Genomic DNA, 20,868 nt, shown 5'->3' with positions numbered 1-20,868 from the left:
AGCGTCCATCGCGCGGCTGAAAAAGAGAGCGCGACGATGCATCAGAGATCGGGGAAACCGCGCGATGTCACCCAACCCGACGAAACCGCTTGAAACCAATATTGCCGGCCACAACGAAGAACGCATTAAGCGCTTTCTTGCAATCGCCTCGCACGACCTGCAATCGCCGCTGCGCCATATCGCCATGTATGCCGAGCTGCTGCTCGACGATCTTGAGGAGACACTCGACAGCGAGCAGCTTCAGAGCCTCAAGATGATCCTGGAAAAGGTGCAGGCGGCCCAGCGTCTCACCAAGGCACTGATGAGCCTTGCCGGTGGCGCGCCGCAGGTGACGCTGGAAGAGGTCGACCTGAAGGTCTTGGCCGAAAAAATTTGGAGCGAACTCATCGAGGAGACGGGGGCTCTCGACGCGACGTTCGCCAGACGGGACCTCCCCTCCATCCGCACCGACCCGGCGCTGTTCGGCTTGGTGCTCAGGCAGCTCATGTCCAACGCCCTCACCTATCGGAGCTCATCGCTGCCGCATGTGGCCATGACGGCGGAGCAAGAGGGGGCGAACTGGGCCATCCGGATTTCCGATAACGGCACTGGCATCGATCCCGCTTATCGAGAGCGGATCTTCGAGCCGTTCTGGAAATTACCGAAGGCGGGGGCAGCCCCTGGCGCCGGCCTCGGCCTGACGACGGCGCAGGAACTTCTGAAGGTGCTTGGCGGCGATATCCGTCTCGAGCATTCCGACGAAAACGGCAGCCACTTCACCATCCGCCTTCCCGCCGGCTGAGGCACATATTGCAATCGCTCAGCCTCGTTTGCCGTGCTTGAAGCGCACCGCGATCTCAGATTCGGCGGACGTGCTTCCTTTGCGCATGTTGCTACCGCAAAGCCTTCGCGCTGTTTTGCGCGGCTCAAATGCTGTAATCGTCCTTCCAGAAATCCGGCACATCGTAGTGCACATATTCGCGGATGATGTGCTGCAGCGTCTGGACGTCGATTTCGTCCTTGCCGATGCGAAAGTCGACGCCGTAATCCGGGAATTCCTGGAAATAGCCGCCCGATATGTCGGTCGAGACGACGCCGATCGGGCCGGTATAGCCGATGCCGCGCAGCTCCGGCACCGTCTCGCGGAAATCGGCATTGGGCAGAAGGCGATTGTCGAGCAGGATGAGATCGAAGCGCGCCGCGCGGATCTTTTCCAATGCGTCTCCGATCGACGGCGAATATTCGACTTCGACCGCCGGCTCGGAGAGATCGGCGATCTTCTTTTTGAGCGCGCGGAATTCGATGAACTCGTCGTCGACGAAGAGAACCTTGACGGCGTTCTGTCGGACCGTTTTGGTGATCATTTCAATTTCCCCAGTCCCGAAGCCGATTTTCACGAAACCAAACCATTCCTCAGGGCGATCGCCACCATGTGGACGCGGTTCACGGCGTCGAGCTTGCGCGCGGCCGCAGTGATATGCGAATTGACCGTATGTTCAGACAGACCGAGGATGATGGCGATTTCGGCCGAGGTCTTGCCTTCGCTGGTCCATTTGACGATTTCCGCTTCGCGCTGGGTCAACCGCCCGGACATTTCCTGCGTCAGGATTTCCTCGTAGAGCTTGTCGAAAATGCGCATGGCATCAAGAAGCATGTCGGCAATCTCGCCCTGGTCCGGCTCTTCACGCTCGCCGCTCAGCACGAGACAATATCGCCGCCCTTCGGGCGTGAACAGCGGAATGAAGAGGAAGACGCCGCTGCGGAACTCGTTGAAAAGCAGATCGGAGGGATAGGTGTCCGGCTGCGCGCTCCGGCCATGGACGGGCGTTGCCAGAAACTGAGCGCTCTTTGCGCGGGTGGTCCCGAGCGCCTCCCTCAACGTCGCAATGAACAGGCCAACCCGTCGCTCTGCGACATTGGTGATGACGATATCGCGTTCGCCGAATGGAGCCGAAGCCTCGGAAATGCGGGCAAGCGCGAAATTATCGAAGTGGTAATGCTGCGCCGCCGCTTTCAGCAGACGGAAAAAATCGGTGCGGTTGATCGCTCGGCTCAGCTCCGGTCCGGCATGAAAAGGAGTTGCCGCGGCATTGTTCATTCCCACTCTTCCTCTCCTCCCGCCATGCCCCCGATCCCCAAATCTTGGGATATACGTCTTAAACGCGAACAGCTACAAAAATTGCGAGATGGTTGATGAGAGATATCGAAACGGGGACTTTCGGTATACAAGGCGGATATCATCAATTATCTCAACTACAGGTGATGCACGGGCAGATATACTGAGGGGCAGTAATTCTTACCTGGGTGTCGTAAATCTTCCGCGTTCAACATCCATGAATGCGAGAAGGCAGTGCCAGACGTAAGCGCGAGAGAGCCGACAGGCCCATTCAGCTAAGGGGTTGGCTGGAAGTTCGTGGCGGCGAACACGGGTCAATCGGCTCTCTCAGCGCTTATTTTACGTTCCGTCCGTTTCGTTTCGGTTGCATCTTGGGATGCGCACTCGGCCTTGTCAATTGCGGTTCGTCACGTCGCCAGGACCAACGCCAGGAAACGCACCATTCGGCTTCCGCTGTTTCCTACACTTCCAGATTGAGAAGGATCGCTGCGAGGTCAAGCGGCTTCTCAAGGTAAAAATCGGCACCGGCTTCGAAAGCACGCATGCGATCCTCATCCGCATCCGACCCGCTGCAGACAGCGAGACGCATTGTTCTGAACCGGTCATCGCTGCGCAGCGTGCTTACCAGGCTGATGCCGCTGTCGAGGGGCATATAGAGATCGGCGACCAGCAGCTCCGGCGGAGCCCAGCCTTCGGCCACGCGCTGCTTCAGCGCCTCCAGCGCCGTCTCGGCGGTCGAGAAACAAAATAGATCGACGTCTATATGCTGCTTCTTGCGGATATAGTCGAGATAGAAAAGATCATCCCTGCTGTCGTCGACGTAAACTATCGTAGGCATCCGGCACCGTGATCTGGGTATTGTTCGAATGAACCTCGTTGTCTTCCGACGTCACGATATCGCGATTTCACGAAAATTCGATCTGTCCGATCGAAAAATCATTTCGGAAAAAGCGCGACGGCGGCGGCCGCTGCCTATTGAGTATTCCTCGATTTCGGAAAAAATGGCCGCGCGAACCGAGAGAGGATACACGGGTGCAGGATAAGGGCAACGTGGACCTGCAGGACCAGCGGAGGCGGCGGCGCTACCGTGCCTTTGCAATTGCAGTCGGCTGCCTGCTGTTCCTTCTCGGAGTGAGCGCCCTTGCAGGCTGGCTGTTGCAGATCAAGCTCATCATTTCGCTCTTCCCCGGCTTTCCGTCAATGGCCTTCAACACCGGGGTCTGCTTCATACTATCCGGCCTTGGGCTTGCGGCCTCGATGCTTGATGGCCGCCGCTTTCGGATAGCGGCAACGATCATGACAGGGATCGCAGCGGCGATCGCGGCGGCCCGGCTGGTGGAAATCGCTACGGTTGGGCGGGCCGTCCATAACGTCGACCAGTTGATCACCCGCCTGGTGATTCCTCCCGATTTCATCGCCGAGATCGGCGGCGGCATGGGCCCCAATACGGCGCTGATCTTTCTCATTGCCAATCTTTCGCTGCTGCTCTCGCTTCATGTGGAGAAGTCGAAAAACCAGGTCGTGCAGGAGCTGACGAGCTATGTCGTCGTCACGCTCGGCATGATCGCGCTCGCCGGCTATCTCACCGATGCCGAACAGGGCTACCGCTGGGGTCCCTATGCGGCGATGGCGTTGCACACGGCGGTCGGCATGGTGCTTTTCGGCGCGGGCCTGCTTGCCCGCTCCTGGTGGATGCAGCCGGCAAACCGGGCGCAGATTCCGCTCTGGATTCCGGCTGCAGTCTGCTTCACCGGCCTCGTCGTCGATCTCTATACGCCGCTCGGCCTTGCCAACGGCATTCTCTACGTGCCGCTGGTGCTGACGGCGCTCTGGTTCGGCAACAGGAATGCGCCGCTGTTCTTCGCCTTTGCCTGCACCGTGCTCCTCATGCTCGGCTTCTTCGCCGTCAGGCATGACGAGGCGGCATTCTGGCAGGAGATCGCCAATCGCACCATCACCGCCGCCACGCTCTGGCTGATCGCCATTCTCGTCTTCTATTTCCTGCGCAACAACAACAACCTGGAAGCCGAACGCGTTCGCTTCGGCGCGCTGGCGCGCAGCACGCCCGATGCCGTCCTCGTCATCGACGGGCGCGGAACGATCAAGAGTTTCAATCCGGCAGCCGAAAGCATGTTCGGCTATTCACCGCAGGAAACGATCGGCCGGAACATCAAGATGCTGATGCCTGAGCCTTATCATTCCGAGCATGACGGCTATCTCGCCCACTACCGCCAGACCGGCGAGGAGCGCATCATCGGCACGACGCGCATGGTCTCCGGGCGGCGCAAGAATGGCATCGTCTTCCCGATCGAAGTATCCATCAGCGTTGTCGTCAGCGGCGAGACCAAGACATTCGTCGGCATCGTACGAGATATCAGCGAGCGCGTGAGGCAGGAAGAACGGATGAAAACGACGCTTGCCCAGCTCGAGGCATATACGGCCGAACTCGAGCGCAGCAACCACGACCTCGACGAATTCGCGTATATTGCCTCGCATGACCTGAAGGAACCGCTGCGCGGCCTGCACAACCACTCGCGTTTCCTCCTCGAGGATTATGAGGACAAGCTCGACGCGGACGGCGTGCGCCGGCTGAACCGGCTCGTGCGTCTGAGCCAGCGGATGGAGAAGCTCGTCAACGACCTGCTCTACTTCTCCCGGCTCGGGCGGCAGCAGCTGGCAGTCAAACGCACCGATATCAGCCTGATCGTCAAGGACGTGGTCGCGACGATGGAGCTGCTGCTGGAAGAGCGGCATGCCAGGGTCGTCACCGACGGCCGGCTCCCTGACGTGGTCTGCGACGCGCCGCGGCTGACCGAAGTGTTCCGCAATCTCATCACCAATGCGATCAAGTACAACGACAAGCCGGCGCCGCTGGTCTCGATCGGCTATCTCGAGCGGTTCGTCGGCAAGGACGGCACGGTTGCCCGCAACGTGTTTTTCGTTAGGGATAACGGCAAGGGAATACCCCAGGAATTCCATGAGGATATTTTCCGCATTTTCAAACGGCTCGAAAAGTCGCAGGATTCCGACGACGGAACCGGAGCAGGCCTTACCTTCGTCCGCAAGATCATCGCGCGGCACAACGGCGATATCTGGCTGGAGTCCGAGGTCGGCGTCGGCACTACGTTCTATTTCACCCTGGGAAGAAAACGCGAGGGGCAGAATGCAGCAGCGTGACACGCAACCGATTTTGATCGTCGAAGACAGTGAAGACGATTTCGAAGCGACGATGCGGGCCTTCAAACGCACCAACCTGCGCAACTCGATCCGCTGGGCCGCCTCGGGTCAGGAAGCACTCGACATGCTCGGCGTGATGGTGCCGAAACCAGGGCTGATCCTGCTCGATCTCAACATGCCGGGACTCGACGGCCGCAAGACGCTGGAAGCGATCAAGTCGAACGACGGCTGGCGCAAAATCCCGGTGGTGATCCTGACGACGTCAGACGATGAACGCGACATCGAAGGCTGCTACGCGCTCGGCGCCAACACCTATGTGCAGAAGCCGGTCGATCTCGACGGTCTCTTCGCCGCGATCCAGCGGTTAAAGGAATATTGGTTCGAAATCGCGATCCTGCCGCTCGAGGACTGACGGTTTGGCGGAAGACTGCTGCATTCTCATCATCGACGACAACATCGACGACCGCGAGGTCTATCGGCGCATTCTGGGCCGCGTCTCCAGCACGGCCTATACCGTCCTCGAGGCGGAGACGGGTGAAGAGGGCCGCGCTCTCAACAGCCGGAAGCGGCCGAACTGCATCCTGCTCGACTATTCGCTGCCGGGGCGCGACGGGCTCGGTGTTCTTGCCGATATTTTGGAGGACGATCCCGTCGCCAACGTCATTATGCTGACCGGTCAAGGCAGCGAAACCGTCGCCGTCGAGGTGATGAAGAGCGGCGCGCGCGACTATCTCACCAAGGATTCCCTTTCACCCGAAACGCTGCATCGCTGCATCCAGAACGCCATCATGCACGGCATGCTGGAAGCCCAGCTGGAGCAGAAGCGGCAATCGCTTGAGATCTTCACACGCGCCATGGCGCATGACCTGAAGGAGCCGTTGAGGACGATCAAGTCCTTCAGCCGGATCCTGCACGGTTCTGCAGTGCTTCCGGCCGAAGACCGCGAGCTGCTCGATTATGTCTTGAGCGCCGCCGACCATATGGAAGACCTGATCGTCAAGGTCTCGAACTTCACCAAGCTCGAAGCCTATGGCGGGCCGCAGCTGACGCCGGTCTCGCTGTCCGATGTACTCAACCAGGTGGAAGACAATCTGCGCCAGCAGATGGAGAGCCGCGGGGCCGTCGTCATTCGCGGTGTGCTGCCGGAAGTGATGGGCGATGCGACGTTGCTGACCCAGCTTCTGCAGAACCTGGTGTCGAATGCCATCCGCTACTGCGATCAAAAGGTTCCGGAGGTTCAAATCTCGAGCGAAGCGCGAGGGGGTAGCTGCCGCCTGACGGTGCGTGACAACGGACCCGGCATCGATCCCCAGCACCGCGAGCTGATCTTTCAGCCGTTCAAACGGCTCGTCGGCCGCGGCATCGAGGGCACCGGACTCGGCCTTGCCATCTGCCGCCGCATCGCGCAGCTGCATGGCGGCGCCATCTGGTGCGAACCGGACAAGGGTCCCGGCGCCACCTTCATCGTCGAGATGCCGCTTGCCGAGGCACGGCCGGCACTGCCCGCCGCATCAGCCGTTCCGCCCAACCTGAAGCCGGCGGAGCAGCCGGGCGAAGGTTCCGGCAGGCTTGCCGAGGTACTGCTGGTCGAAGACAGCCCCGCCGACATCCAGATCCTGAAGATAAAGCTGATGCGGCGGGAGAGGGTGACCTTCAACCTTCATGTCGCCACCAACGGACGCGAGGCGATGCGGCTGCTCGAAGAGCGCGCCGGCATCGCCGATGTGCCGCAGATCGACCTGATGCTGCTCGACATCAACATGCCGATCATGGATGGTTTCGAGGTGCTGAACGCGCTTTCGGCCGACGCCCGTCTGAAACGGATTCCCGTCTGCATTCTCAGCACCTCAAGCGATGAGAGCGACATGCAGCGGGCCAGAAATCTCGGCGCGCGCGCCTATATGGTGAAGCCGCCGACCCTGCAGCAACTGGAAGAGGCGCTCGAAGATGTCGATCATTTGGAACTGCTGCAGCGCGGCGATTCGCTTGCGCTTTGCGCGGAACAAAACTAAGCGGTGGTCATTGGCAACGGTATGACTGTCGCAGCTCTCATACTCGCGCTCCTGACGACGCCGCTTCAATCAGGACTGCTCTCGATGGTATCAGGCATACATCACGTTACGGCCATCACCCGAAAGGTGCAGGCAAACGTGGATTTTTACGCCGGCTTTCTCGGCATGCGCCTCGTCAAGCAAACGGCCGGCTACGAGGATGCGACTCAGCTCCATCTCTTCTACGGCGATTCGGCAGGTACGCCGGGTTCGCTCGTCAGCTTCCTCGTATGGGAAGACGGCGCGCCCGGTCGGGCGGGTTACGGCCAGATCAGCGAAATTTCGCTGGCGATCGATCCGGCGAGCATCGGCTATTGGCTGACGCGCGCCATGAACTTCGGCCTGCGTTCGGAGGGACCGGCCGATGAATTCGGTGAGCCTGTTCTCAGGTTGAAAGACCCCGATAATATCATCCTCAAGCTCACGGGCGCAAAGAACCTCACATCGCCTGCTGTCTGGGATGACGCCTCGATCCCGGTCGAGCATGCCGTCAAGCGGGTGCGCGGCGCAACCATGCTGACGGAAAAGCCGGCCGAGAGCCGCAGCTTCCTCGAGCGCCATTTCGGTTACCGCTTCCAGGCCAACAGCGGCACGATTGACAGGCTGGTATCACAATCGGGCGACGTCATCGATGTGCGCGATGCACGCGGCTTCTGGTCCGGCGCGCCGGGAACCGGCACCGTCGATCATGTCGCCTTCCGGGCCGCCGATGAGGAGGCGCTGCGTTCGGTTTCCAAGGCGTTGGAGAAGACCGATGCATCGCCGACCAACATGCACGACCGCAAGTATTTCCGCTCGCTCTATGCCCGCGAGCCCGGCGGCACGCTGGTGGAGCTTGCAACCGACAAGCCCGGCATGACTGTTGACGAAGAGCACGCAGCCCTCGGCACCAAGCTCTTCGCGCCGCCGGGAGCGATCACCAGTCTCGACGACCTGAAGGTGGTTCTGCCGCAATTTTCGATGCCCGGCCAGCCGCGCATCAATTACCGCGAGCTGCCGTTCGTCCATCGCTTCTACACGCCGCCGAATCCCGACGGCAGTGTCTTCGTGCTGCTGCACGGCTCGGGCGGCAATGAGACGACACTGATGCCGCTCCTCAACAAGGCGGCGCCGCGCGCGACCCTGCTCGGCGTCCGTGGCCGTGCGACGGAAGAGGGTTTTCCGCGCTGGTACAAGCGCATCACACCCTTCTCCTTCGACCAGACCGACATCAAGACCGAGGCCGAAGCCTTTGCGGCCTTCATCGAAGGCGCCGTCAAATCCTATGGTCTGGATCCGAAGAAGATCGTCTATGTCGGCTATTCCAACGGCGCCAACCTGTTGAACTCGCTGCTCTACCTGCACCCGAACCTCGTTCACAAGGCGGTGCTGCTGCGCTCCATGCCGGTGCTCAGCGACTATCCGCATGCCGACCTGAAGGGCACGGACCTGCTGGTCATCAGCGGCAAGACGGATGCCTACGGCAAATATGCGAGCGAGCTGGAGGAAAGGCTGAAGAGTTCGGGGGCCACCGTCGATTCCGACGTCATCCCCGGCGGCCATGATCTCGGCGACGCCGATGTGCCGATCATTCAGAAGTGGCTTCTCCAGAGAATGGGGGATGATCCATCGCCGCTGGAGCAGCAGGCGGTCAAACCGACGAGCGAGCCGTTCGGGCAACCATGATGCCGGCGAGCACCACCGCAGCACCCAGCGCCTGCATCATCCCGATCGCCTCGTCGAGCAGCGCCCAGGCGAGGATTGCGGCGACGACCGGCTGCAACAGCAGCGTCAGCGATGAAAAGGCGGGCGGCAGATAGGCCAGCGCATAGGTGATCGCCACCTGCCCGCCGGCATGACTGATAAAGGCGAGGCCGAAGAGGATCGACCAACCGTAGAGGGTCGCCGGCAGCATCTGCCCTTCGAAGAAGAAGGCTATCGGGAAGATGCAGACGGCAGCCGATGCCGTGCTCCACAGCATGATGCGGATCGTATCGAACCGGCTGCGCAGCCTGCCGATCGCCAGGATATAGCAGGCATAGAAGAAAGCGGCGATCATCGCGGTGCCGTCGCCGCCCAAATCCCCGTGGCCGAGCCCTGCCGGTCCGCCTTTTAAGGTAACGACACCGGCGAGCGCCAGGACCAGCCCCAGCAGGAAACCGCCGCTGGTTCGCGCCTTAAAAAACAGAACGGCGATCAGCGTGACGAAAACAGGCGCGAGGTTTGCAAGCAGCGTCGCGTTTGCCACCGACGTCATGGTGAGCGAAAGATGCCAGGCGGCGAGGTCGAGCGCCAGCATCAGGCCCGGAAGAGCCAGCAGACCGTAATCGGAAAGGCTTTGCGGCTTCGGCCCCGTATTCTTCTTTATGAACGAGACGATGAAGATCGGGATCAGCGCCAGCGCCACACGCCAGAAGGCGGTAGCCATCGGCCCGACTTCAGACAGGCGAACGAAGATCGGCGAACCGCCGATCGCCGCCCCGCCGACAACAAGCGCGGCAAGCGCCAGACGATTGGAAGGCGAGGCTTCGGAGAAGGTGGAAGCAGTCTGCGACATGATCTCGATATTTCTGATTTCCCGCAGACCGGCGGCGGGCCATTGACTGCCAAGTGCGTAGCAGAAGTCGACCGCCGGCGACAGTCGAAGAACGACATCAGAACGGAAAATCAGGCCGGGCGGGTGTTCGTCGCGGCCTGCCGCAGCTTTGCGGCGATTTCCCCTGCAACAAAGAAGGCATGCTCGGTCACCTGCGGCAGACCCATCAGTTCGCCGAAAGTGCCGCGGGCCAGCGGGCCGGAGATCAATAACGAAGGGCCCGCCTTGCCCGACGGGCCGATCGCCTCCGACTGCTCGGTGCAGGCAAGGCCGAGGCCTGTGGGATCAAGTGACAGGTGGCCGTTTGCGGCAAGCGCTGCGAGCCAAGGCTGGGTTTCGAGAATGCCGCCATGCGCCGGGCCGGTGGTGACGACGATGGCGTCATAGCTCCGCTCCAACGGCTGGCGTTGATAGCGCGGCTGCAGGGTGCAAAGAACAAGCTCACCTTCAATGCGCGCATCGGCGACCGACCCGGCAACGATCTCCAGACGGCCGGCGGCAATCGCCGCGTCGAGCACGGCTTCCACCTGCGGCGCGATGCGGAACCGATGCACATCCCAATAGGGGCGCAGATGTCGGACAATACGGCGCCTTTCGGCAATCGGCAGCGCCTGCCAGAGATCGTGTCCCTGCGCCCGCACCTGATCGATCACACCATGCCAGCTTATGCCCTGCGCTTCCGCAGCTCTTATGGCGGCGCGGATTCTTCTCAACAGTGAAACGGCGGAATGTGCCGCATCGGACACGAACTCGCCGAAGAGCGGCTGCGGCATCGGTGCATGCCCGCGCGAGCGAAGACCGCGGCGCGAGATTGCCGTCACCGGACCGCGATGTCCGCGTTCAGCGAGCGAGGCGATGACATCGGCGGCGGTCAAGCCATTGCCGATGACTAGCACCCGGTCATGCCGGCCGATCACGCCGAGCGCGCCCGGCTTGGTGGTGTCGGCGACGAAGCGGGGATGGGCCGCCAAGCTGGCGGCAAGCCGGCCGGGCGCTGCAGGCGGCGGATGGCTGGTGGCGATCGCAACGATATCGGCCTCGGCGACCCCGCCTTTGTCGTCCTGGATCGACCAGCGGCCGCCCCGGCGCTCGAGTCCGGTCACGCGGGCGCGGTTGTGGAGCACGACGCCTTCTTCCAGCAATGGCTTCAAAAGGGAGGCGACATATTCGCCGAAGAGCCGGCGCCGGGGGAAGAGCATGCCGTCCGGTTGCCTCGCCCCGGGATCGTCCGCGACGGCATCGCGGGCGTCGATCCAGGCCTGGAACTCGCCCAGATCATCGGGCTGCAGGCTCATCTTGGCGGCAGGAACATTGATACGGTGCGCCGGATCATCCGTATCATAGGCAAGGCCGCGGCCGAGCTCCGCCCGCGGCTCGAAGACCATGATTACAGGACGCTCGCCAACGTTTGCACGGGCGAGATGATAGGCGACGCCCGCGCCGGAGACACCACCGCCGATGATGGCGACGACGGGCTGGTCGGACATCGACAGAGGCTTGGGCTGCATGATCTCCGGCACCGTTGCTTCGATGCCCCGAGCATAGAAGCCGGACATGACTCGCGCAATCCTCCTGCCGCAATAGTCTATAATGTTTGTGAAGATCAGTCTTGTTTCGATATGACGGTCGAGAATTCGGGAGTGCCGCGGATGGTGTTGCTGACTGTGCAGATCTCGTCTTCGGCGGCGTCGACGATCTTGCGGCGGGTCTCTTCATCGACATCGCCGTTGATCGAGAAGACGATGTTGAATTTCGCAACACGTGAGAGCCCTTCCGCCGCCTTCTCACCGGTGACATCGGCCGTGATCTCGCTGATCCTGTCGAGAACCCCCATCTGACTGGCTGCAATGCGGGCGCTGAGCACGAGACAAGCCGAGAGCGAGGCATAGAGCAGATCGAGCGGGCTGAAGCCCGGCTGAGAGGGAGCGGTGACGATATCGATCTCACCCTTGGTGGTGGACGTGACATGCGGAAAGCCGGTGCGGCCGAGGGTGGCGATGGCGCCGGTCGGACGGGGGCGTGCCTTGAGATCGGCCATGAAGAAATCCTCTGAGAATAGCCTCGCAGAGATAGCGAGTTGCGCCGCGGCCCGCAACGGCGGCGCAACGCCTGGTAACGGAACCTTTCCATCCCTCATCGGTTGATTACACCTGAACGAGATCAGTGACAAAGGTGCACAGCGATGCCGCATGCCCGCAACATGCATCGTCAGGAGCGGATGGACGCCCGCGACCGGCTGATCGTCGCGCTCTATGCACAGCTGAAGGCCGAGCGGGAAACGCGCGAGACGCTGGAATGGGCGATCCGCAACGGCGCCATCTCGCAGGAGGTGCTGGAGGCGATCGCGTCCGATCCGGTCCCCGTCGTCACCAGTGAGGACATCGCCTCCCTGGAGAAAATCATCGCGCTTGATGAAAGGCGCAAACCAAATCGGAACCAGGGGTAATGCCGAAAACTGTGCGCGGTTTTCGGCCGACATCATCACTCCCCATCGAACTGCAAAGAGGAGATCCGAAATGGCCGATATCACCTATCAGGTTGTGCCGCATGACAATGGCTGGGCTTACAAGCTCGGCGACACGCTGTCGGAAACCTATGCGACGGCCGAGGAAGCGATTGTCCACGCCAAGGATGCTGCGTCACGTCAGAAAATCGGCGACGGCGACGCATTGCTTGCCTATCCCTCTCCCGATGGCGGCTGGGCGTTCCAGGAGCTCGAAACCGATAAGAGCAACGGGCGTCTGTGATCTGCAGCGGAGGATGGCATGACCGGGCGGGCAAGCTGGAAAGGTCATCTGAAGGTGGGCGACCTTGCTTGCGCTGTCGGGCTCTATACCGCCATCTCCTCCTCCGACCGCGTTTCCTTCAACATCATCAACCGCAGGACCGGCCACCGGGTGGAACGGCAATTCGTCGATAGCGAGACCGGCAAACCGGTCGAGCGGGACGATCAGGTGAAGGGCTATCAGATGGAGAATGGCGACTATATCGTCATAGAAGGCGACGAGATCGCGGAGATCATGCCGGAAAGTCACAAGGTGCTCAACGTCAAAGCTTTCATCAGTTATGACGATATCGACAAGCTCTATTTCGATCGTCCCTATTACCTCGCGCCCGTCGATGAACATGATGAAGAAGCGCTGTCGCTGATCGTCCGCAGTATGCGCGACGGCAAGGTCGCGGCGCTCGCCGAAGCCGTGCTTTTCCGGCGCAACCGAACGCTGCTGATCCGGCCTCATGAGGGCCGCATCATCGCGACCATGCTGAACTTCGACTATGAGGTGCGCTCGGCCGACGCGGTCTTCAAAGACATTCCCGACATCAAGTTCGACAAGGAAATGCTCGAACTCGCCGGTCACATCATCGAAACCAAGCGCGGCAGCTTCGACCCGAGCGCCTATGAGGACCGCTACGAAGCGGCACTCGTCGAACTGGTGAAGGCAAAGATCGAGGGCCGGGCGCCACCGAAAAAGAAACCGGCGCCCGAAGGCAAGGTCGTCGACCTGATGGAGGCGCTGCGCCAAAGCGCCAAGCTGAGCGGCAAGGCGGCGCAGAAGGCTCCGGCAAAAAAGAAGGCGCCGGGGCGCGGTGACAGCCAAAGGAAGAAGGCAGGCTGAGATGGCCCTCGAGACCTATGAGGCGAAGCGCAATTTCAAACTCACACCGGAGCCGCGCGGCCTCAAAGGCCGCGCGAGCGGCAACAGTTTCGTCATTCAGAAGCATGACGCAACGAGGCTGCACTACGACTTCAGGCTGGAGATGGATGGAGTCCTGAAGAGCTGGGCTGTCACCAAAGGCCCGAGTCTCAACCCGGAGGACAAGCGTCTTGCCGTACACGTTGAAGACCACCCGCTGTCCTACGGCGATTTCGAAGGCATCATTCCAAAGGGACAATATGGCGGCGGCACTGTCATCGTCTGGGATCGCGGCACGTGGACGCCGCTCGGCGATGCGCAGAAGGACTATCGCGAGGGCCATATGGAATTCGAGCTCGACGGCGAGAAGCTGAAGGGTCGCTGGCACCTCGTGCGCATGCATGGGCGCCCCGGGGAAAAGCGGGAGAACTGGCTGTTGATCAAGGGAGATGACGCCGAGGCGCGCCACGACGGCGATATTCTCGAGGAGCGACCGGAATCGGCAAAGACCGGCCGCCAACTCGAAGAGGTGGCGGAAAATCCGGACGCGACTTGGAAGTCCAAGTCGAAAGACGGCAGGCCGGCCGCCGCCAAGAAAGCGGCGTCGAAGGACAAATCCCCAGCACCGCGAGAACGCGAGTGGCCGAAGGGTGCGCGCAAAGGCGCAATGCCCGATTTCATCGAGCCGGCGCTTGCCAAATTGAAACCGAAGCCCCCGGCTGGCGATCGCTGGATCCACGAAATAAAGTTCGACGGCTACCGTCTGCAGGTCAGGGTCGAGAACGGCAAGGTCAAGATGTTGACCCGCAGCGGCCTCGACTGGACGGATAAATTCGGCAAGCAGGTGCTCGAGGCCTTTGCCGCCCTGCCCGTGAAATCGGCGGTGATCGACGGCGAAATCGTCGTTGAGCGCGATAGCGGCGCCTCGGACTTCTCGGCACTGCAGCACGATCTGAGCGAGGGCCGCGATGATCGCTTCGTCTTCTATGCCTTCGATCTTCTTCACCTCGACGGATATAATCTGCTGAATGCAGCGCTCACCGATCGCAAGCAGCTGCTCGAAAGCGTGCTGCCCGGTGACAATGATAAGCTGCGCTACAGCGGGCATTTCAACGAAAGCGGCAGCCTGGTGCTCGACCATGCCTGCCGGCTCAGCCTCGAAGGAGTGATTTCCAAACTGCGCGGCAGCAAATACACCTCGGGACGCAAAGGCGATTGGATCAAATCGAAATGTTCGCACCGGCAGGAGTTCGTCATCGGCGGCTACGTGCCGTCGACCTCGATGAAGAATGCGATCGGCTCGCTGGCGATGGGCTATTACCAGGACGGCGAACTCAAACATGTCGGGCGCGTCGGCACCGGATATACGGCGGCAACTGCGCAGATGCTCTATGAGAAACTGTCGCATCTGATGCAGAACGAGAATTCATTCGACGACAAGCTGACATCAGAGGAGCGGCGCGGGCTGATCTATGTGAAACCGCAGCTGGTCGGCGAGGTCGAGTTCCGCGCCTGGTCGGCCGATGGCAATCTGCGCCACGCGGCTTTCCGCGGCTTGCGGGAAGACAAGCCTGCGAAGGACGTGACGCGTGAGACGGAAAAGACCATGGCCCCTGCCCTGCCGAAATCGGCTGTGACACTCACCCACCCCGACCGCATCTACTGGCCGGACGAGGGCGTTACCAAGGAAGGGCTGGCGAATTATTACGCCCAGGTCTGGCGCTTCATGGCGCCTTATGTCGTCAACCGGCCGCTGGCGCTCCTGCGCCTGCCGGACGGGATCAACGGCCGGCAGCGGTTTTTCCAGAAGCACGCCTGGAAGGGCATGAACCCGCATATCCAGGAGATTACCGACCCTAAGGACAAGCAGGGGGAGAAGCTGCTCAGAATTACCGATTTCGACGGCATCGTGGCGCTGGTGCAATCGGCAACGCTTGAAATCCACCCCTGGGGCACAACGACCGGCAATTGGGAAAAGCCCGATATGATCACCATGGACCTCGATCCCGATGACGAGGTGGCGTGGGCAGATGTGATCGCCGCTGCTTACCAATTGAAGGAGCGGCTGGAGGCCGAAGGCTTCGCCGCCTTCGTCAAGACCTCGGGCGGCAAGGGCCTGCATGTGGTGACCCCGCTCACGCCGAAGGCCGGCTGGGCCGAGGTGAAGGGGTTCGCCAAGTGGCTTGCCGACAGCATGTCCGCCGACGATCCCGACCGCTATCTGGCGACGGCGACGAAGGCCAAGCGAAAGGGGAAGATCTTCATCGACTATCTCCGCAACGGTCGCGGCAATACGGCAGTCGCGCCCTATTCGACACGCGCACGGCCGGGCGCCGCAGTCTCAATGCCGCTGGAATGGAGCGAACTCACGGCCGACGTCGGGCCGGCCTATTTCACGGTTGATAATACGCCAACCCGGCTCGACGCTTTGCCGCAAGATCCCTGGGACGGATTTTTCGCCGCGGCGAAACCGTTGGAAAAGAAGAAGCGTTAAACGGAGCCCTCCCAGCTCTAACGCGACTTCCGCCCGCCTTCCGCCGTCAGGCTCTTCTTCAGCGCATCCATGATGTTGATGACGTTGCCGGTCGACTTTACCGGTGCGGTTTTCTTGTCGGGCGCCGCCTTCTTCAGGCTCTTCTGTTTGCCGCGGATCATCGATTTCAGCTGCTTCTGGATCGGGTCCTGCACCATGGTCGGGCTCCAATCCTTCGTCTCTTCCTTCACCAGCCGCTTCATCAGCGTCAGTAGCTTGCCGTCGATATCCGCCTTGTCGTCGATTTCGGTCGAGGGTTTGCGCACCTCATCGCCGTAACGCAGGGTCCAGAGCACGATGCCCTTGCCTTGCGGCTCCAGGAGCACGGCACGCTCGCGGCGATAGAGAACCAGGCGGGCAATGCCGACGACGTCGTTTGCCTTCATCGCTTCGCGGATGACGCAGAAGGCTTCCACGCCGACCTTGTCCTCCGGCGCCAGAAAATGCGGCTTGTCGTACCAGATCCAATCGATCGAGCCGCGCGGGACGAAACTCTCGATATCGATGGTCCGAGTGCTTTCGAGCCCGACTTCCTCGATCTCCTCGTCCTCAAGAATGATATAGTCGTCCTCGCCGCGCGGGTAACCCTTCACCTGGTCCCGGTCAGCCACCGGTTTATGGGTAACGCTGTCGACATAACGGCTTTCGACACGATTTTTTGTCTCGCGATTGAGGACGTGAAAACGCACCTTGTTGCCTTCGGTCGTCGCCGGCGTCAGCGAGACGGAGGCGGTGACGAGCGAGAACTTGAGATATCCTTTCCAGAACGTCTGACGTGCCATGACTGTCCTGCCCTCCCGGACCGAGGGAACATTGGCAATCAACGGCAAAAACCGGTCTTCGGTTCCAGGCCCGGCATGGCAGGCAGCACTTGGCTTAGATCGAGAGATACCGCTTCTGCCACGGCAGCTTCTTTTCCTCCCAAGCGCGCGGCGTGAACTCGTCATAGGCGGTTTCGGCGATTGCGAGCATCCAATTGCGGCCCTTACGGGCCAACAGCACGCAAGACAATTCCATGCCGGGCTCGACGGTAATCGACGGCCGGTTGGCGCCAGGAATATCAGCTCCCTTGTCGCGCCACTGGATAGCGATCTCATCGGGTTCGGATGTCCATTCCCCCGAAGCGACGGAGGCCTTGCCGTCGGAATTGAAGCGGAGGGGCGGCGCCACAAGGTTCAAGAAGCTGCCGTCATTGCGGTAATTGCCGTCGATCTCGCCGGCGGTGGCTTTGCCCTTTCCCGAGAGAATCATGTCCTGCCCGCATCGCATGAATATGTTGCGCCGGAAACTCCCCGACCATGGCCGATTGGCGAAGAAGGCAATGTCGCATCCGCTGATGACGTTGTCGTGGATGTCGATATCCTTGCGAAAGGCCAGCTCCTGGTCGGAAAAGCCGCTCAGGCTGATCCCGCGATTGTTGTTCTCGATCCAGTTGTCATAGACGTGATGGCCGGCATGATCAGCCTTGTCGCCGATGCCGTAGCCGAAGGAATAGTCGTTCATCCTGCCGTCGCGCATGATGTTGCTGCGCACCACGGCATCGTCGCCGATCGATGAAAAGGAGAAGTTCTTGCCGCCGATGAAATTGTACTCGACGAGATATTTCCGGGTTTTGTCGCAGACCAGGGCCCCTTTGTTCGAGGTGCTCGTCGGCGACTGCAGGAAGAGGTTGCCGCGGATCACAACATCCGAACTGATATTGTCGTCGCTGTTCTGATAGGCGAACTGGCAGCAGTCCGCGCCCTCGCCCGGAGCCGCCCCCATGCGGTTGTTTTCCAGAAGAACGTTCTTCGTCTTCGTCAGATAGATGCCGTCGCCCTTGACATTCTCCGTTTCGCAGCGCCTGACGACGAGGTTGTTGCCATTGTGAAACTTGAAGCCACGAGGCGAGTTCTTGACGATGACGTCTTCGACCACCGTATCGGAAAACACTTGATAGGCGAGGCCGATATCCTCTGCACCGTCGATGACCTCAGCCCGCGTGGATACGCCGTGAACTTTCTTTCGCAGGATTGCGGGCATCGGATCTCCATCGACGCGGTTACCGCAGCGCCGCGCATCTTCTCAGATGCGCCAAGGGGTGCGGCTAGGCTTTGAGCTGCTGCAGCATTATGCTTAAATCAATTGCGATCTAAGACATACGCAGCCGCGTCGAATTAATGAGGCGGCATGTGGCAGGATTTTGGCGGCCTGCCTCAACTTCGCACGCCGCCACGCCTCGCGGTCGGTCACCGCGTTTCGAGTATCCGCATCAACCGGCCGCGATAGCTGTCGAGGATGACGGCAAGCACGATGACGGCGCCGATGACGATCGGTTTGATGTTGTCATCGGCGCCCAGCAACTGCAGTCCCGTCGACAGCACCTGCAGAATGCAGGCACCAACCAGAGTTCCAACGATCGAGCCTTTGCCGCCCGAGAGGCTGGTGCCGCCGATGATGACCGCAGCGATCGCGTTCAATTCATAGCCGATGCCAGCAACCGGACTGCCGACATTGAGGCGGAGCAGATAGACCATGGCGGCGATGCCGGCGGTCAGGCCCGAGATGGTGAACACCGCGATCTTATAGCGTTTCGGCTCGTGCCCCGACAGTCGCACAGCTTCTTCATTGGTGCCGATTGCGAAGACGAATCGCCCGAACACGGTGTAACGCAGCACGAACCAGCCGACGAGGACGACGACGATCGCAATCAGAAAGATCGACGGGAAGATGCCCCAGAAGATCAGATTTCCGAAATCGACGAAGGGCTGCGGCAGGCCGGTGATGGTGGAGTTGTCGCTGACGACGCGTGCCAGGCCGCTGGCGACATTCAGCATGCCGAGCGTGACGATGAAGGACGGCAGCTTCCACTTTTCGCAGACCCAGCCGTTGATGGCGCCAAGGAGCGCGCCGGTGCCCATCGAGGCGAGCGAAGCGAGCACGATCGCCTGCCAGGGGGAGAACCTGGGGTCGATCATGATCGTCGCGCCGATCACCGTGCAAAGGGCCAGCAGCGAGCCCACCGAAAGGTCGATGCCGCCGACCAGGATGACAAAGGTCATGCCCGAAGCAAGCACGGTGTTGATGGCAATCTGAACGAAGATTTTCAGGAAATTCTCCGGCGTCGCGAAATAGGGCGCCGTCGCCGAGAAGAAGATGACGATCAGGACGAGGGCGATGGCAACGCCTGCCTCTTTCATCGAGATCCGGATCAGCTTGTCCCAGAAGCCTGTCTCTTTCGCTTCGATCTTGGTTTCAATGTTGCCGGACACGACTGTACTCCTTGTAAGCAAGTGAGAGGATCCTGCTCTCTTCGAATTGATCCCGCGCGATTTCGCCGGCGATCTTGCCGTCCGACAGGACGATGATGCGATGGCAGATGCCGATGAGCTCCGGCAGATCCGAGGATACGACCAGAACACCCTTTCCTTCAGCGGCAAACTTCCAGAGAAGCTCGTAGATTTCAGCCTTGGCGCCGACATCGATGCCGCGGGTCGGCTCATCGAAAATCAGCACCTTGGGACCGCGGAACAGCCATTTGGCGATGACCACCTTCTGCTGGTTGCCGCCCGAAAACGTTCTGACCAGCTGATGGACGGATGGCGTTTTGATGCGTAGCTCCCGCACAAGACGCTGCGCGTTTTCGTTCTCCATCCTGCGGCTGATCAGCCCCTTGCGGGAGATCTTGCCGAGGTCGGTGACCGTGGTGTTTTCCGCGCAGCTCATGTCGAGCATCAGGCCCTGCAGCTTGCGGTCTTCCGTCGCCAGGCACAGGCCGGCGGCAACCGCATCTTTCGGCGCATTGATCGCAACCGGCTCTCCGTCGATGCGGATTTCGCCGCCGGCTTTGACGTCAGCGCCGAATATGGCGCGGACCGCCTCCGTCCGGCCGCTGCCGACAAGGCCGGCAATGCCGACGATTTCGCCCTTGGCCACCGAAAAAGACAATTCCGGGCTGTTTCGTGTCACTTTCAGACCGGAGACACCGAGCGCCTCGCCGAACACCGCGCTGTCACTGCGAAAGACGCCATGATCCGAGAGCGTTCGCCCGACCATCAGCTCAACGATGTCGGGAATGGCCAATCCGGACAGGGGACGCGTGATCACATGCTGGCCATCGCGCAGCACCGTGACGTCATCTCCGACTTCGAAAATCTCCTCGAGCCTGTGCGATATATAGAGCGTCGTCACACCGCGCGCCTTCAGCCGCTTCAGAATTTCGAATAGCCGATCGACTTCCTTGGACGTCAAGGTTGCCGTCGGCTCGTCGAGAACGAGCAGCTTGCTTTCATAGCAGAGCGCCTTGGCGATCTCGAGCAGTTGCAACTGCGCGACGCTGAGGCGACTGGCGAGCGTCGTCGGCGCCACATCGAGACCGACTTCCGCCAGCAGTTCGGCCGCCCGACGGTTCATTTGCTTGTAATCCACCAGCCCGTATCGACGCGGCAGATGCTCGAAGAGCAGATTTTCAGCGACGCTGAGATTGGAAAGGGGGTGGAGTTCCTGGTGGATGACGCGGATGCCGGCCTTGAAGGCCTCCAGCGGCGAGGCAGGATGATAGGGCTTGCCGTCGAACGAAATGTGGCCATCGTCCGGCCTGAACACACCGCCCAGCAGGTTGATCAGGGTCGACTTGCCTGCGCCATTCTCGCCGAGCAGGACGTGGCCCTTGCCGCGGCCAATCCGCATGGAAACATTCCTGAGCGCGACGACGCCCGGGAAGCGCTTGCCGATCCCCTCCAGCTTCAGGATGTGGTCATCTGCTGCGTCCGACACGTCCACCTCGTGCATGATCCGTTTGAGTTCCTTGGCCATCACCCACA

19 protein-coding genes are annotated in these 20,868 nt (G+C 60.8%); 9 read left to right on the top strand and 10 right to left on the bottom strand.

What is annotated here, in order from left to right; translation table 11 throughout:
* Positions 1-64: 64 nt before the first annotated feature.
* Positions 65-781 carry an ATP-binding protein gene (locus CO660_RS20665; protein ID WP_097600309.1) on the top strand — a complete coding sequence of 239 codons (717 nt, stop codon included), beginning with the start codon at positions 65-67 and terminating at the stop codon, positions 779-781.
* Positions 782-905: 124 nt separating this feature from the next.
* Here CO660_RS20665 and CO660_RS20660 read toward each other — a convergent pair whose 3' ends face one another.
* From CO660_RS20660 to CO660_RS20650, 3 genes are all read right to left on the bottom strand, one after another.
* Entirely contained in the window at positions 906-1,343 is a 438-nt protein-coding gene (locus CO660_RS20660) for a response regulator (protein WP_097600308.1), read from the bottom strand.
* A gap of 29 nt (positions 1,344-1,372) precedes the next feature.
* Positions 1,373-2,077 carry a helix-turn-helix transcriptional regulator gene (locus tag CO660_RS20655; protein ID WP_085776927.1) on the bottom strand — a complete coding sequence of 235 codons (705 nt, stop codon included), beginning with the start codon at positions 2,075-2,077 and terminating at the stop codon, positions 1,373-1,375.
* Positions 2,078-2,555: 478 nt separating this feature from the next.
* Entirely contained in the window at positions 2,556-2,933 is a 378-nt protein-coding gene (locus CO660_RS20650; RefSeq protein WP_097600307.1) for a response regulator, read from the bottom strand.
* Positions 2,934-3,127: 194 nt separating this feature from the next.
* On the opposite strand from CO660_RS20650, the gene CO660_RS20645 reads away from it, so the two are divergent.
* From CO660_RS20645 to CO660_RS20630, 4 genes are read left to right on the top strand one after another with little or no spacing between them, the layout of a single operon-like run.
* A complete protein-coding gene (locus CO660_RS20645) occupies positions 3,128-5,272 on the top strand; it encodes a PAS domain-containing sensor histidine kinase (RefSeq protein ID WP_097600306.1) in 2,145 nt (714 codons plus the stop codon).
* Positions 5,259-5,684: a response regulator gene (locus CO660_RS20640; RefSeq protein WP_064800648.1), complete on the top strand. Its 426-nt coding sequence runs from the start codon at positions 5,259-5,261 to the stop codon at positions 5,682-5,684. The genes CO660_RS20645 and CO660_RS20640 overlap by 14 nt, the downstream gene beginning before the upstream one ends.
* A gap of 4 nt (positions 5,685-5,688) precedes the next feature.
* A complete protein-coding gene (locus CO660_RS20635) occupies positions 5,689-7,284 on the top strand; it encodes a response regulator (protein WP_097600305.1) in 1,596 nt (531 codons plus the stop codon).
* 21 nt (positions 7,285-7,305) lie between these two features.
* Complete coding sequence (locus CO660_RS20630) at positions 7,306-8,988, top strand: VOC family protein (protein ID WP_245421354.1); 1,683 nt, start codon at positions 7,306-7,308, stop codon at positions 8,986-8,988.
* Here the strand turns inward: CO660_RS20630 and CO660_RS20625 are convergent.
* From CO660_RS20625 to CO660_RS20615, 3 genes are all read right to left on the bottom strand, one after another.
* Entirely contained in the window at positions 8,954-9,859 is a 906-nt protein-coding gene (locus CO660_RS20625) for a DMT family transporter (protein WP_097600304.1), read from the bottom strand. The genes CO660_RS20630 and CO660_RS20625 overlap by 35 nt on opposite strands.
* Before the next feature lie 110 nt (positions 9,860-9,969).
* Positions 9,970-11,454, bottom strand: coding sequence for an FAD/NAD(P)-binding protein (locus CO660_RS20620; RefSeq protein WP_097600303.1), 1,485 nt, complete (start codon positions 11,452-11,454; stop codon positions 9,970-9,972).
* 47 nt (positions 11,455-11,501) lie between these two features.
* Complete coding sequence (locus tag CO660_RS20615) at positions 11,502-11,936, bottom strand: OsmC family protein (protein WP_097600302.1); 435 nt, start codon at positions 11,934-11,936, stop codon at positions 11,502-11,504.
* A gap of 144 nt (positions 11,937-12,080) precedes the next feature.
* On the opposite strand from CO660_RS20615, the gene CO660_RS20610 reads away from it, so the two are divergent.
* The 4 genes from CO660_RS20610 (at position 12,081) to ligD (ending at position 16,027) form a co-directional block, all read left to right on the top strand.
* Positions 12,081-12,344, top strand: a complete 264-nt coding sequence (locus tag CO660_RS20610; protein ID WP_097600301.1) for a hypothetical protein — start codon at positions 12,081-12,083, stop codon at positions 12,342-12,344.
* A 70-nt stretch (positions 12,345-12,414) separates the two neighbouring features.
* Complete coding sequence (locus CO660_RS20605) at positions 12,415-12,645, top strand: DUF2188 domain-containing protein (RefSeq protein ID WP_077992584.1); 231 nt, start codon at positions 12,415-12,417, stop codon at positions 12,643-12,645.
* A gap of 18 nt (positions 12,646-12,663) precedes the next feature.
* Positions 12,664-13,515 carry a Ku protein gene (locus CO660_RS20600; RefSeq protein ID WP_097600300.1) on the top strand — a complete coding sequence of 284 codons (852 nt, stop codon included), beginning with the start codon at positions 12,664-12,666 and terminating at the stop codon, positions 13,513-13,515.
* Between the two features lies 1 nt (position 13,516).
* Entirely contained in the window at positions 13,517-16,027 is a 2,511-nt protein-coding gene (gene ligD, locus CO660_RS20595) for a DNA ligase D (protein ID WP_097600299.1), read from the top strand.
* A 17-nt stretch (positions 16,028-16,044) separates the two neighbouring features.
* Here ligD and CO660_RS20590 read toward each other — a convergent pair whose 3' ends face one another.
* The 4 genes from CO660_RS20590 to CO660_RS20575 all read right to left on the bottom strand — a co-directional run bounded on the left by CO660_RS20590 (position 16,045) and on the right by CO660_RS20575 (position 20,836).
* Entirely contained in the window at positions 16,045-16,848 is an 804-nt protein-coding gene (locus CO660_RS20590; protein WP_097600298.1) for a Ku protein, read from the bottom strand.
* A gap of 94 nt (positions 16,849-16,942) precedes the next feature.
* Complete coding sequence (locus tag CO660_RS20585) at positions 16,943-18,088, bottom strand: right-handed parallel beta-helix repeat-containing protein (RefSeq protein ID WP_097600297.1); 1,146 nt, start codon at positions 18,086-18,088, stop codon at positions 16,943-16,945.
* A 206-nt stretch (positions 18,089-18,294) separates the two neighbouring features.
* Positions 18,295-19,317, bottom strand: a complete 1,023-nt coding sequence (locus CO660_RS20580; RefSeq protein WP_097600296.1) for an ABC transporter permease — start codon at positions 19,315-19,317, stop codon at positions 18,295-18,297.
* Entirely contained in the window at positions 19,301-20,836 is a 1,536-nt protein-coding gene (locus CO660_RS20575) for a sugar ABC transporter ATP-binding protein (RefSeq protein ID WP_097600371.1), read from the bottom strand. Before CO660_RS20575 ends, CO660_RS20580 begins: the two co-directional genes overlap by 17 nt.
* Between the last annotated feature and the right edge of the window lie 32 nt (positions 20,837-20,868).

The organism is Rhizobium sp. L9 (genome assembly GCF_002531885.1).
Taxonomy (GTDB): Bacteria; Pseudomonadota; Alphaproteobacteria; order Rhizobiales; family Rhizobiaceae; genus Rhizobium.
This window is presented reverse-complemented; position numbering and strand designations above follow the sequence as displayed.

Bases quoted from the DNA above. Each gene is read 5' to 3' on its own strand.
- CO660_RS20665 (WP_097600309.1), top strand. From the start codon at position 65: ATGTCACCCAACCCGACGAAACCGCTTGAAACCAATATTGCCGGCCAC.
- CO660_RS20660 (WP_097600308.1), bottom strand. From the start codon at position 1,343: ATGATCACCAAAACGGTCCGACAGAACGCCGTCAAGGTTCTCTTCGTC.
- CO660_RS20655 (WP_085776927.1), bottom strand. From the start codon at position 2,077: ATGAACAATGCCGCGGCAACTCCTTTTCATGCCGGACCGGAGCTGAGC.
- CO660_RS20650 (WP_097600307.1), bottom strand. From the start codon at position 2,933: ATGCCTACGATAGTTTACGTCGACGACAGCAGGGATGATCTTTTCTAT.
- CO660_RS20640 (WP_064800648.1), top strand. From the start codon at position 5,259: ATGCAGCAGCGTGACACGCAACCGATTTTGATCGTCGAAGACAGTGAA.
- CO660_RS20630 (WP_245421354.1), top strand. From the start codon at position 7,306: ATGACTGTCGCAGCTCTCATACTCGCGCTCCTGACGACGCCGCTTCAA.
- CO660_RS20625 (WP_097600304.1), bottom strand. From the start codon at position 9,859: ATGTCGCAGACTGCTTCCACCTTCTCCGAAGCCTCGCCTTCCAATCGT.
- CO660_RS20620 (WP_097600303.1), bottom strand. From the start codon at position 11,454: ATGTCCGGCTTCTATGCTCGGGGCATCGAAGCAACGGTGCCGGAGATC.
- CO660_RS20615 (WP_097600302.1), bottom strand. From the start codon at position 11,936: ATGGCCGATCTCAAGGCACGCCCCCGTCCGACCGGCGCCATCGCCACC.
- CO660_RS20610 (WP_097600301.1), top strand. From the start codon at position 12,081: ATGCCGCATGCCCGCAACATGCATCGTCAGGAGCGGATGGACGCCCGC.
- CO660_RS20605 (WP_077992584.1), top strand. From the start codon at position 12,415: ATGGCCGATATCACCTATCAGGTTGTGCCGCATGACAATGGCTGGGCT.
- CO660_RS20600 (WP_097600300.1), top strand. From the start codon at position 12,664: ATGACCGGGCGGGCAAGCTGGAAAGGTCATCTGAAGGTGGGCGACCTT.
- ligD (WP_097600299.1), top strand. From the start codon at position 13,517: ATGGCCCTCGAGACCTATGAGGCGAAGCGCAATTTCAAACTCACACCG.
- CO660_RS20590 (WP_097600298.1), bottom strand. From the start codon at position 16,848: ATGGCACGTCAGACGTTCTGGAAAGGATATCTCAAGTTCTCGCTCGTC.
- CO660_RS20585 (WP_097600297.1), bottom strand. From the start codon at position 18,088: ATGCCCGCAATCCTGCGAAAGAAAGTTCACGGCGTATCCACGCGGGCT.
- CO660_RS20575 (WP_097600371.1), bottom strand. From the start codon at position 20,836: ATGCACGAGGTGGACGTGTCGGACGCAGCAGATGACCACATCCTGAAG.